At 37.2% G+C, this 13,161-nt stretch carries 7 protein-coding genes; 5 read left to right on the forward strand and 2 right to left on the reverse strand.

What is annotated here, in order from left to right:
* The first annotated feature begins 143 nt into the window (after positions 1-143).
* Together porM and porN are read left to right on the forward strand one after the other, a co-directional pair.
* The gene (gene porM / locus FLEMA_RS72975; RefSeq protein WP_044173160.1) at positions 144-1,733 is read left to right on the forward strand and encodes a type IX secretion system motor protein PorM/GldM; all 1,590 of its coding nucleotides are present in this window, start codon (positions 144-146) and stop codon (positions 1,731-1,733) included.
* 130 nt (positions 1,734-1,863) lie between these two features.
* Positions 1,864-2,769 carry a type IX secretion system ring subunit PorN/GldN gene (porN, locus tag FLEMA_RS72980; protein WP_052354220.1) on the forward strand — a complete coding sequence of 302 codons (906 nt, stop codon included), beginning with the start codon at positions 1,864-1,866 and terminating at the stop codon, positions 2,767-2,769.
* Between the two features lie 293 nt (positions 2,770-3,062).
* Here the strand turns inward: porN and uvrC are convergent, their stop codons facing one another.
* The gene (gene uvrC, locus FLEMA_RS0146945) at positions 3,063-4,874 is read right to left on the reverse strand and encodes an excinuclease ABC subunit UvrC (RefSeq protein WP_044173163.1); all 1,812 of its coding nucleotides are present in this window, start codon (positions 4,872-4,874) and stop codon (positions 3,063-3,065) included.
* Positions 4,875-5,202: 328 nt separating this feature from the next.
* Between uvrC and xylA the strand changes: the two genes are divergently transcribed.
* Positions 5,203-6,534, forward strand: a complete 1,332-nt coding sequence (gene xylA, locus FLEMA_RS72985) for a xylose isomerase (RefSeq protein WP_044173166.1) — start codon at positions 5,203-5,205, stop codon at positions 6,532-6,534.
* 56 nt (positions 6,535-6,590) lie between these two features.
* Here the strand turns inward: xylA and FLEMA_RS0147000 are convergent, their stop codons facing one another.
* Positions 6,591-7,607 (reverse strand): GntR family transcriptional regulator, encoded by a 1,017-nt coding sequence (locus FLEMA_RS0147000; RefSeq protein WP_044173168.1) that lies wholly within the window; start codon positions 7,605-7,607, stop codon positions 6,591-6,593.
* A gap of 458 nt (positions 7,608-8,065) precedes the next feature.
* Here FLEMA_RS0147000 and FLEMA_RS72990 point away from each other — a divergent pair, with 458 nt between their 5' ends.
* Positions 8,066-11,302, forward strand: coding sequence for a SusC/RagA family TonB-linked outer membrane protein (locus FLEMA_RS72990; protein ID WP_044173170.1), 3,237 nt, complete (start codon positions 8,066-8,068; stop codon positions 11,300-11,302).
* Positions 11,303-11,356: 54 nt separating this feature from the next.
* Positions 11,357-13,096: a RagB/SusD family nutrient uptake outer membrane protein gene (locus FLEMA_RS72995; protein ID WP_044173172.1), complete on the forward strand. Its 1,740-nt coding sequence runs from the start codon at positions 11,357-11,359 to the stop codon at positions 13,094-13,096.
* Positions 13,097-13,161: the final 65 nt, after the last annotated feature.

The raw sequence follows: 13,161 nt of genomic DNA on the forward strand, positions 1-13,161 counted from the left end.
AACCTTGAAGTGCGTTACAAATAGCAATGTGATTGGATATTTCACCTCACTTTCAATGTTTTTTATCTACTTGTACAAGGAAATAATCTTGGTTATTTCTTGAAAATCAAACTTAAACTTTAAATCCTCAAGCATAATATACAATGGCAGGTTTAAAAGAAACGCCCCGTCAGAAGATGATTGGGATGATGTATTTGGTACTCACAGCCTTGCTTGCTTTGCAGGTTAGTGATGCTCTTTTACAGAAATTCGCTTTATTGAATAACAGTTTGGAGACAGCCAATCAGTCTGCATCTGAAAAAAATAAAGGTACTATTCAAGGTATCGAATCAAGAATCAAAGAATTGCCTAATCCAGCAGCTTATGCCGATATTACCCGTAAAGCTGCCGAAGTTCATAAATTAGCTGAAAGTGTAGTTAATGAAATAGAAGGAATCAAAGCTAAGGTTATTGAAGCTGGAGGAGGAATTGACCCTGAAACTGGGCAAATCAAAAATCCCAAAGAAGAAGAGAAAATTTATCAGTTGATGGTAGGTGCTAGCAAAAAAGGAGCTGCATATTCTTTGGCCACTTCAATGGAGCAATACATTACAAAGTTGACAGCTTTGGCAGATAAAGGCACCGTATTTCCAGCATTGTCTTTGTCAGCCAAAGAAGACCCAATGGTGGCTAAAGACGCTGATCAACGTAATAAAGATTTTGCAGAATTAAACTTTGCTCAGACGCCTGTAGCAGCAGCATTGGCTACTTTGAGTCAAAAGCAAGCTGAAATCAGACGATACGAAAGTGAAGTGTTAGGCCAATTAGCCGCAAAAGTTGGAGCAAAAGAAGTGAAATTTGATAAAGTATTTGCTCAAGTTTCGGCCAATGCTAATACTGTAGTAGCTGGTATGGAATATGAAGCTGAAGTATTTATTGCTGCTACTTCAAGTGGCTTTACGCCTCGTATGAGCCTTAATGGTGCTTCTTTACCTGTAAAGGATGGAAGAGGACAAATCAAATTTAAGGCAACAGGTGGCGAGTACGATAGAAATGGCTTATCTAAGAAAACATACACTGCTTCGGTATCGTACATGAGCCCAACAGGCCCTAAAACAGAATCTATTGTAAAAGAATACTTTGTTTTAAAACCAACTTACAATATCGAAACAGCAACATTGCCAGCATTGTATTTGGGTTGTGCTAATAGATTGAGTATTGTAAGCCCAGGTTTGGGGGCTTTATGGAATCCTTCTTTCTCTGCTGAGGGTGGTGATGCTATTGCTGGCGAACGTGGAAAGGTAACAATTGTTCCTAGCTCATCTAATGTAACATTAAATGTATCTAACGGAGGTACTTTATTAGGTAAAGAAACTTTTCGTGTGAGAAGAGTTCCTAGACCAGAGATTAAAGTATATGGAAATGGTGGTGAACTCGACGAAAAACGTGGTGCTAGTGCTTCAGGTTTAAGAGTTATCGAAGCACGTGCTTTAGCTGATGAATCGTTTAAAGCTACCAACCCAGAGGATGCTCAATTTAGAGTTTCGGAAATTTACGTGGCTCTTGCTCGTGGAACGAAAAAAGTAGGAGATGTGTCGGGTTCTGGTAGTGTCAATATTTCGGCATTAGCAGCTCAGGCTCAAGCTGGCGACCGTTATTATATCGAAGTAAAGGGTGTACAACGCAAAAACTTTAGAGGAACCGTAGAGAGTATTCCTGTAGGTAACGTGATTAAAAATATTCCATTGAACTAATTGCTTAGCATAATATCAACGCATTTTCAATAAATGCTGATAGTCTGTCGTTTAGATTTCAAAGTTTATTGGTAGAAATTAGCCTTTTGTTTAAGGCTAATGAATGTAAAACTAATAGCGACTAACTCAAATGAAGAATTTTGTAAAATACGCAGGTGCAGCCTTTGTAACTTTGGCTACCTGCACGCTGGTTTCAGCACAAGAAAGAGATAATAGTGGTAAAAATCCAGACTCTGTTCGTCCTATCGATGATTCGAATGTGATGTGGAAGCAACGTTTGTGGAGAAGAATGGATTTGAATGAAAAGCAAAACCAGCCTTTTTTCTCTAAAAATAATGAAATCACGAAATATTTGATTGAGTGGGTTCAAAGTGGTGTTTTGCAACCCTACAAAAATGACTCTTTGAAAACCAAAATATCGAAAGAAGAATTTATGCGTAATCTTGAAATAGATGACGCATTTGGCGATAATGCTCTTTCTGACGAAGAAAAAGCAGCAGGTTTTGGCAACGAAACTGCTGCTGCTGCAGGTAGCGATGACGGTTGGGGCGACCCTAAACCTAAAGCTGGTGCTGAAGGTAAAGCTGTTGCTGGTACAAAACCCGCAGGTGGAGCAGGTGCGTTTTATCGTTTACCACGAGAACTAACTATTATCGAAATAAAAGAGGATGCTATTTTTGATAAGCAACGTTCTCGATTATATTTCGATATTCAAGCGATTACTATGATTGTTCCAGCCAACAAATCAGTAGCAGGATTTGATAAAGTAATTGCATCATTTAAATACAAGGACTTAGACAAATTGTTCCGTAGTAATCCCAATTGTATCTGGTACAATGCCCAAAACGAAGCTCAACACAAGAATATGGCCGATGCTTTTGACTTGCGTTTATTCCATGCTCGTTTGATTAAAAAGGGTAATGCAGAAGATAAAGATTTACAAGAGATGTACGGAGGAGATAAAAAAGGCTTGATGATGTCTCAACAATTAGAGTATAAATTGATGGAGATGGAACACAACCTTTGGGAATATTAATCCTCTTGGGTTGGTAAACATGAGTCATCTCGAATTTTTTCCCTATTAGTGTTTGTTGAGATTCATAAAGTCGTCAAGAGAACATTGAAGAGGCTTATCAATTGCTCAAATGATAGAAAAATAGTGGCTATTCATGCAAAAGGCGTTCGAAAAACTAATTTCGAACGCCTTTTGTATGTTAAGTGTCAGAATGACATATCTTTAGCCGCGAAGTATTATATTTTATATTTCTACTGGTGAAAATCATCTTCAAAAATAAACACCATTCACTCAAATTGGGATGACTCATGTTTTTATTGTGGATTGATAATTTCTAATTGTTGTTTTAATGCTTTTGCTTTTGCCTTTCCAAGCAAACTTTCAAGTTCTTCTAAGGGGGCTTCATAAATCTTACTGACAGTCCCAAAATGTTTAAGTAATTTGGTAGCAGTAGTTTTGCCAATACCTTCAATACTTTCTAGCTGGCTAATAATAAAATTTTTGCTTCGTTTATCGCGATGTTTGGTAATACCAAATCGGTGAGCTTCGTCTCGTAGGCGTTGAATGAGTTTTAGTGATTCTGATTTTTTATCGATATATAAAGGAATACTATCTTCTGGAAAATAAATCTCTTCAAGCCTTTTAGCAATACCTATAATAGGCACTTTCCCGTACAAACCCAAAGCTTTTAGGGCATCGCATGAAGCCGACAATTGACCTTTTCCACCATCAATAATAATCAAATCAGGGAGAGGTGATTCCTCTTCGAGTAGTCGAGTGTATCGTCTTGTTACTACTTCATACATCGTAGCAAAGTCGTTGGGGCCAACAACCGTTTTGGGCGTAAAATGGCGATAATCTTTTTTAGAGGGTATTCCATCTTTAAAACATACCATAGCCGAAACAGGATTTGTTCCCTGAATATTGGAGTTATCAAAACATTCAATATGCCTAGGAATAGTTTTGAGCTGTAAGTCATTTTTCAGCGTAAGTAAAACTCGCATTTTACGGTCGCCACCACTTTCTTCGGCCGCTTGGCGGTCGGCTTTTTCACGCCTAAAATACAATACATTCTTCATCGACATATCTAAGAGTTTTCTTTTATCGCCGATTTGAGGAATAGTATTTTCGATACCCTTCAATTCAACTGAAAGTGGAATATTGGTAATTACTTCTTTAGCCTCGCTCTGGTATTTGTCACGCATTTCCCAAACCAACATCGTAAGAATATCCTCATCAGTTTCATCGAGTTTTTTCTTGACATCCCATGTTTGTGTTTGCGTAATAAACCCATTGGTAATTTTCATGAAATTTAGATAGGCCAATTGTTCATCCGAAACAATAGCAAATACATCAACATCCTTGATATTGGGGTTTACTACAGTTGACTTACTTTGAAATTTATCTAAAAGCTGTAATTTTTCTTTAAACTCTTGGGCTTCTTCAAAGGCCAGTTTAGCGGCAGCTTCAAGCATTTTTTCCTCAAAATATATTTTTGGAAAACCCAAATTACCCTTGAGAATATGCCTAGCTTGGTCGATTTCTAAACTATAGTCAGCCTCCGACTGAAGTCCTTCACAAGGGCCTTTACAGTTGCCAATATGATACTCTAGGCAAATCTTGAACTTACGCTCTTGGATATTTTTGGGAGACAAATTAAGGTTACAAGTCCGAAATTTATAAAGTTGTCCAAACATTTCTAAGATGGTGTACATGGCTTTCTGATTGGCAAATGGGCCAAAGAATGTTCCCAACTTACGGTCAATTCGGCGAGTCGTAATTACTTTGGGGAAAGACTCGTTGGTGATACAGATGAAAGGATACATCTTGTCATCACGAAGGAGAATATTGAATTTGGGTTGAAACTTTTTGATGAGGTTGTTTTCCAACAATAAGGCATCAAACTCGGTATTAACGATAGTAAACTCAATTTTTCTGATTTGAGAAACCAATCGTTTTGTTTTTCGGTCATGTTGGTTCGACTTAACGAAATAACTGCTAACCCTATTTTTGAGATTTTTGGCTTTTCCAACATAAATTACCGTACCCTCTTCGTCAAAGTATCTATATACGCCAGGTTCTTCGGGTACTTTGGCTAATTCAGCTTTATAATCAAACTCCATCATGTTGCATATTTTTCAAAATTTATTACGAAAATAATAGAATCTACAAGACTTATGAAATTTGATGATTTTAAACCCTAATAGGATTGTATTATAACTAAATCGGCTGTAATTCATTTTAGGAAAATGGATGTTTTTTAGGGAATCATTATAATTAATATGGCTAAATATTTTTTGATTCAAAGATATAATTGTATTTTCGCATCAAAATAAAATAACAGAACAGTACAGAACAGTTGACTCTTAAAATATTACTGCTGAAGTGAATAGCTCAGGTAAAAACAGTATATTTAGCTTAATCTTAGAACTATAAAAATAAAAGTATAAAACAATGGCAAATATTACCTTAGGCGACAAAGAATACTTCGCTGGAATCGGCAAAATTCAATTTGAAGGTAGAGAATCAGATAACCCTTTAGCATTCAAATGGTATGATGAAAACCGTGTGATTGCTGGTAAAACAATGAAAGAGCATTTGCGTTTTGCGGTTGCTTATTGGCATACATTCTGTGGGCAAGGTGCAGATCCATTTGGTCCGGGAACACAGCAATTCCCTTGGGATGTAAAAGCGGGTGCTGTTGACAGAGCAAAAGATAAAATGGATGCGGCTTTTGAATTTTTTACTAAAATTGGTGCTCCATATTACTGTTTTCATGATATTGACTTAGTTGATGAAGGTAACTCAATGAGCGAGTACGAATCAAACCTACAGTCAATCGTTGACTATGCAAAGCAAAAACAAGCAGCTTCTGGTGTGAAGTTATTGTGGGGTACTGCAAACGTATTCTCTAACCCTCGTTACATGAATGGTGCATCTACAAACCCAGACTTCTCGGTGGTTGCACATGCTGGTACACAGGTTAAAAATGCGATTGATGCTACAATTGCCTTGAATGGTGAAAACTACGTATTCTGGGGTGGTCGTGAAGGTTATATGACCTTATTGAACACAGACATGAAACGTGAATTAGCTCACATGGGACAATTCTTAACAATTGCTCGTGACTATGCTCGTAAAAATGGATTTACAGGTAAATTCTTCATCGAACCTAAACCTTGTGAGCCAACGAAACACCAATATGACTTTGACTCAGCAACTGTAATCGGATTCTTGAAAGAATATGGTTTAGAAAATGATTTCATGTTGAACCTTGAAGTGAACCACGCTACTTTAGCTGGACACACGTTCCAACACGAATTACAAGTGGCTGTAGATAACAATATGTTAGGTAGTATGGATGCCAACCGTGGTGACTACCAAAACGGATGGGATACTGACCAATTCCCTAACAACTTGAATGAATTAACAGAATCTATGTTAATCATCTTAGAAGGAAAAGGTATTACACAAGGAGGTATCAACTTCGATGCTAAAATTCGTCGTAACTCTACAGATTTGAATGATATTTTCTATGCACACATTGGTGGTATGGATTCATTTGCAAGAGCTTTGGTAATTGCAGATAATATTTTGACTAAATCACCATACAAGAAAATTCGTTCAGACAGATATGCTTCTTTTGATTCGGGTAAAGGAGCAGAATACGAAGCAGGAAAACTTAGCTTAGAAGATTTGCGTGCTATTGCTTTTGAAAGTGGCGAGCCAGCAAGAACAAGCGGTAAACAAGAATTATTAGAAAACTTGATTAATCAGTATATCTAGTAGTTTGCGATATTAGAATAAAAAAAGGGTTAGATTGTTAAAATCTAACCCTTTTTTTATAAGCTTCCTCGAATAATGAGCGACGAAGGGCTTGCAATTTTTCCTTTTTGTCGGTTATGTACCATTCGGCCAGCCAATTTCCCCATTTTATTGAAGTCATTAGAAATCGTGGTGATGCCATCCTCAGATAGAATTTGTTTAATAGGAGTATCGTCATAAGAGAGTAAACCAACATCACTACCAAGCTTAAATCCTTTTTTATTGACATAATTAATGAATCTGATTATATCATTTTCTAAGAAAAGAATATAGGCATAACCTTTTTCGATAATATCTATTTCGAGGTTATCAACAATCTTAGCCTGAATATTGTAAGTAGTACAGAATTTTTTAAATCCTGTTAGTATACCATTGGGAGTATACTGAAAATGATTTTTGCTTAGAAAAAGTGTAATACCCTTATATTTTTCAAGTAGAGGCAAAGCCTCCTGTAGCCCCTCAAAGATATTCCTTTCAAAATCTTGGTATAAAATAGCGTATTCGTCATCGAATTTATCAATATCAATATCAAGTATCAAAAGCTTTTCTTTGGGAATCTGTCCAACAATATCAGATACATCTTCATTAAAGTGAGGCATCACAATATAAAAATTATAATTACCAATATTATTAATAAGAACATTTTCAAAAACCTTCAGGTCGTGGTAATGAAAAAATAAGTTAATAGAAACGTTATCACCCAAAGCCTCTTTCAAAGAATGGAATAAAACCTCTTTGTAAGGGTTCATAGCATCGAAAAGCACAAAAATGTGCATAGTAGTTTGTACATCTGTCGAAGCAACAAAATATCCTTTGCCATGCTGAGCAGCTACAATCCCCCTTTCACGCAGTTCTTCATAAGCCCTAATAATAGTCATACGAGCTACCCCCAACGAATTAGTGATTTCATTGATAGTAGGAAGTTGGTCGCCTCGTTGAAGAGCACCACTTTGAATTTTTTCAATGATATCTTCAATAAGTTGTTGGTATTTGGGTTTTTGAGCATTAGGCTCAATTTGTAATGATTTTCCCATAGAGTTATATAAAAATGGCTTATATATACAAGCAGTCGTGGTTGAGTACACAATTTAAACAGGATTTCCCTGATATGAAAGTTCGGGCGTTTTTCTGTGAAAAAAAGGCAGAAATCTACTCAGAATACCCTGAAATTATGTGAAAGTAAATCTAAGAAGTTTTTTATAAAAAAATGAAGAAATATTTGCATGAAAAAAATATTATGTAGAATTTTACTAAGTAGAACAGTACAGAACAGAGTTATTATTGTATTATTTTGATTCAATAAGGCTCTAAAACGAATTAAAGTAGTTTAATATTGTACTATTCTTATTTTTATGAACAAAAAAAAACGTTTATAAAAATCAAAGTATAACCATCATTTAGAACACTATCCAAAGAAAGGAGGCTATGAAAATCTAAAAAACACAATTACTCTAATCATTTTCAGTTCATTATTATCCAAAAAACCAATTATATGAAAAACAAATTACTAAATTACTTCAAGCATGTATTTGTCTTGACGGCATTGCTTGTATATAGTGTTTCGTCAATGGCACAAGACAGAAGAGTAACAGGAAAAGTAGCAGGTGTTGATAACCAAGGTATTCCGGGTGTAAGTATTTTAATAAAAGGTACTCGTACAGGAACAACTACAGATGCCAGTGGTAGCTTTTCTATCAATTCAAAATCTGCAAATGATGTACTCGTTTTGACAGGTATTGGTTACAAGTCAAAAGAGGTAACTATAGGTGGACAATCAGTTGTTAATATTGTATTAGAAGAAGATGTTGCGGCTTTAGATGAGGTTATTGTTACGGGTTATTCAAGTAGTAACAAAAAAGAATCAACAGCGGCTATTTCTACTGTAAAAGCTAAAGATTTAACGGCTGTACCATCAGGAAATATCGAACAACAATTACAAGGTAAAGTTTCGGGGGTAACAGTAATCACAAGTGGTCAGCCAGGTACAACAAGTATTGTTCGTGTACGTGGTTTTGGTTCATTTGGGGGTAACAACCCATTGTATGTAGTGGATGGAGTTCCGACTCAGTCTACAGATTTCTTAGCTCCAGATGATATTGAATCAACAACAGTTTTGAAAGATGCTGCTGCTGCTTCTATCTATGGTGCTCGTGCTGCTTCAGGGGTAATCGTATATACTACTAAGAAGGGTACAAAGAAAGCTCGTCCATTAGAAATAACATACGATGGTATGTACGGTGTAACAGACCCTGGTACAGGAATTAAAATGTTGAATCCTCAAGACCAAGCTACCTGGACATGGAAAGCATTGGGCCCTGGAGCAAAACATGACCAATATGGCTCTGGAACTACTCCTATTATTCCAGACTATTTGTTAATTGGCTCGCCAAGTGGTGGCCGTAAGGGTTATGTTGGTTCTATCGATATCGAAGCTGAGAGAGCTAAATACCAAAACAATCCACTTGCTGGGCCACTATATCTTGTAATGGCTGCCAATAAGCAAGGAACAGACTGGTACAAAGCAATTACAAGAACAGCTCCTCTTACAAGACATAACTTAGGTTTTTCTGGAGGAACAGAAACTAGCCGTTTTTACTTCGGTTTAGGTGTTCAGGAACAATCAGGTATTTTGAAATTTAACGAATTCAGACGTTATGATTTCAGAGCTAACTCTGAGTTTGATATTACTAAGAAATTGAGAATTGGCGAAAACCTTCAATTTACATACCGTCAAACAAGAGGTTTAGCAGGTGGTAATGGTGGTGCAGGTATTGCACAAGAAGAAAGTTATTTGTTAGATGCACAACGTATGCCTACTATTATTCCGATATATGATGTATTTGGAGGATATGCCGGCTCTGCGGCTGGGGGCTTTAGTAATGCTCGAAACCCTGTGCAAGGTTTAACATTAAACTCAAATGACAATGTTTTTGGATTGAGTGGTTTTGGTAATATCTATGCAGAATACGATGTTTTGCCAGAATTAACCCTCAGAACAAGCTTTGGTGGTGGTGTAAACTTCAACACATACAGAGATTACACTTTTGTTGACCACGGAAACTCAGAGCCAGTTGCTGGTAAAAATGCTTTAAGAGAAGGTAGCTCATACAACTACAACTGGGTATGGACAAACCAAGTGAACTATAAGAAAAAAATAGGTCTTCATGGTATTGAAGCTTTAGCAGGTATCGAAGCCCTTAATACAGGTGCAGGTAGAAATATCGAAGGTTTTGGACAAGACCCATTCACTACAAGTCTTGATTATTTGAGCTTATCAACTATCTCTAGTGGTAGAAACGTAACAGGAGGTTTGTTCAGTGGTGTAAACTTCTATTCAATCTTCGGTCAGGCAAATTATTCATACAATAGCCGTTATTTCTTAACAGCCGTTGTTCGTCGTGATGGTTCTTCTCGTTTTGGTGCTAACAATCGTTATGGTGTATTCCCAGCATTCTCAGCAGCATGGCGTTTGTCTTCAGAAGATTTCATGAAGGATTTATCGTTTATCAATGACTTGAAAGTAAGAGCTGGTTGGGGACAAATGGGTAACTCTAACAACGTAGACCCTAACAACCAATACAGCTTGTATTCGTCGAGTATTGGAACTGCGGCTTATGACATAACAGGTACAAACAATGCTGTAGCCGAAGGTTTCTACAGAAGCCGTATAGGTAACCCAAATGCTAAATGGGAAACAGCAGAAACTTCTAACATCGGTTTAGACGCATCAATCTTGAATGGTAAGTTTGAAGTTCAATTAGATTTCTGGAGAAAAGATACAAAGGACTTGTTGTTCCAAGTTCCTATTGCAGGTGTAATTGGTACATTGGCTTCTGCTCCATCAGTGAACATTGCTAATATGCGTAACCAAGGTATCGACTTACAAATTGTAAATCATGGCAAAATTAATAGCGACCTTAAATACGATATTACCGTGAACGGTTCATTGTTGAGCAATACTATTACGTCATTGGCTCCAGGAACTACCTATTTTGATGTTTCGCCTCCAACAAACCGCTTGAGTGCTGCTCCAACTCGTAACAAAGAGGGCGAATCTATGGCTTCGTTCTTTGGCTATAAAGTAATTGGCTATTTCAAAGATGATGCCGAAGTAAAATCAGCTCCAGCACAAGAAGGTGCAGGCCCTGGTCGCTTCCGCTTTGCTGATGTTAATGGCGATGGCAAAATAGATGCAGATGACCGTACTATTTTAGGAAGTCCTATCCCTAAATTTACAGGAGGTATCAACCTTAAAGTTACTTACAAGAATTTTGATATTGAAACCTACTTGTACACGTCATTAGGAAACCAGATTTTCAATATGACAAAATGGTATACTAACTTCTATTCAACATTCCCGGGTTCTGCCAAAGCTGAGACTGTGAAAAACTCATGGACTCCAACTAATTTGAATGCTTCTTCTCCAATTTTTGAAAATGTATCTAACTTCAGTACTGATACACAACCAAACTCTTGGTATGTTGAAAATGGCTCTTATTTGAGAATGACAAACTTGGCTCTTGGTTATAACTTACCAAAAGACTTGTTGAAAAAAATGAAAATAAGAACAGCAAGAATTGCTCTTTCAACGAACAACGTGTTTACTGTAACAAGTTACTCGGGCTTAGACCCACAAGTAGGTGGACAAGCTGATACAAACTTTGGTATTGATATTGGTAACTATCCAGTAACAAGAAGTTACAATTTATCGGTAAAACTTGGTTTCTAATTCTAATTAGAAAAACGGTAAGTTTTGTTCAACTCAAAAATTAGAAATAATCAAATGAAAATAAATATAATCGGTAAAACATTAGTCTCTGCATCCTTGTTGACTGCCCTTACGGTAGTTGGGTGTAAGGACTCATTTTTGGAAGTTGCTCCTAATGGACAATTGACCTCAGTATTATTGACCTCGAAAGCGGGTCTTGAAGGTACTTTGATGGGTGCTTATAGTATGCTAAATGGTCGTGGATTTACTCGTTTGGCTTCATCTACTAACTGGGTATATGGTAGTATCTTGGGTGGCGAAGCTAACAAAGGAACTGAATCTGGTGACTACGGTGCAATCAACCCTATCCAAAGATTTGAAACTATTGCCAGTGCTGGCGATGTTGAAGGTACTTGGAATGGTAAATATGAAGGTATTAGTAGGGCAAATGCTGTAATCCGTTTGGTTACTCAGGCCGATGCTTCTGTAACCGCTGCTGACAAAGCTAGGATTCTGGCTGAAGCGAAGTTCCTAAGAGCTCATTATTACTTTGAATTGAAACGTTTGTTCAATTATGCACCATATATCGATGAAACAGTTGATTATGGAACAGGTATTGAAAAAGTTAAAAACGATACAGATTTGTGGCCTAAAATTGAAGCTGATTTGAAAGCTGCAATGGATGCCTTGCCAGAAGTTCAAATTGCTGCAGGTAGAGCTAACAAATGGGCTGCCGCTGCATACTTAGCAAAAACATATTTGTATCAGAAAAAATATGCTGAAGCTAAAGCATTATTTGACCAAGTGATTGCTAACGGTAAAACTGCCAATGGTAAGAAGTATGGTTTGGTTGCCAAATATGCAGAAGTATTTAATGCTGCCAACGACAACAACGAAGAATCTGTTTTTGCTATTCAGGCTGCCGCTAATACAGGTAGTGTAAACAATGCAAACCCAGAGTTTGACTTGAACTTCCCTTATGGTGGTGCTGCTGCTCCGGGTGGATGTTGCGGTTTCTTTCAGCCTAGTTTTGAGCTTGTAAACTCGTTCCGTACAGATGCAAATGGGTTGCCATTGTTGGACGGTTCTTATAACACTGGTAATAATGTTGTGAAAAACGATTTTGGTTTACTATCAAAAGATGCCTTTACACCTGATGCTGGTAACCTAGACCCTCGTTTGGATCACTCTGTAGGTCGTCGTGGAATTCCTTATTTAGATTACGGCCCATTCCCTGGTAACGACTGGATTCGTTCTCAAAGCTATGCTGGGCCATACTCTACTAAGAAGTTTGTTTATTACAAATCTCAAGAAGGTACATTGACAGATGGTAGCTCTTGGACAAGAGGTTATGCTGCCATGAACTACAATGTAATTCGTTATGCCGATGTATTGTTGATGGCTGCTGAAGCTGAAATTGAGGTAGGAAGCTTGACAAAAGCCTTAGAATATATCAATGCGGTACGTAACCGTGCTGCTAACCAAGATGGATGGGTGAAACTAGACGGAAAACCTGCAGCGAAATATGTAATCTCTCCTTATTCTGCATTTGCAGATAAAGATGCTGCTCGTAAGGCTCTTCGTTTTGAACGCAAATTAGAGCTTTCTGGCGAAGGTCACCGCTTCTTTGACCTAGTACGTTGGGGTGTTGCTGAAAAAGAAATTAATGCTTACCTAAGCTATGAAGGTCGTCTTCTTACTATTGCGTTGGGTGGTGCTAAATTTACACCGGGTAAGAGTGAATACTTGCCTATCCCTCAAACACAAATTGATAGACAAGGTAAGGATGTTCTAAAACAAAACCCTGGTTATTAATTTAGAAATGTAATTAGTTTTTTTATAAAAGAGATGGTATATTTTGCCATCTCTTTTTTTATAAA

It is taken from the genome of Flectobacillus major DSM 103, assembly GCF_000427405.1.
Classification (GTDB): domain Bacteria; phylum Bacteroidota; class Bacteroidia; order Cytophagales; family Spirosomataceae; genus Flectobacillus; species Flectobacillus major.

Bases quoted from the DNA above. Each gene is read 5' to 3' on its own strand.
- porM (WP_044173160.1), top strand. From the start codon at position 144: ATGGCAGGTTTAAAAGAAACGCCCCGTCAGAAGATGATTGGGATGATG.
- porN (WP_052354220.1), top strand. From the start codon at position 1,864: ATGAAGAATTTTGTAAAATACGCAGGTGCAGCCTTTGTAACTTTGGCT.
- uvrC (WP_044173163.1), bottom strand. From the start codon at position 4,874: ATGATGGAGTTTGATTATAAAGCTGAATTAGCCAAAGTACCCGAAGAA.
- xylA (WP_044173166.1), top strand. From the start codon at position 5,203: ATGGCAAATATTACCTTAGGCGACAAAGAATACTTCGCTGGAATCGGC.
- FLEMA_RS0147000 (WP_044173168.1), bottom strand. From the start codon at position 7,607: ATGGGAAAATCATTACAAATTGAGCCTAATGCTCAAAAACCCAAATAC.
- FLEMA_RS72990 (WP_044173170.1), top strand. From the start codon at position 8,066: ATGAAAAACAAATTACTAAATTACTTCAAGCATGTATTTGTCTTGACG.
- FLEMA_RS72995 (WP_044173172.1), top strand. From the start codon at position 11,357: ATGAAAATAAATATAATCGGTAAAACATTAGTCTCTGCATCCTTGTTG.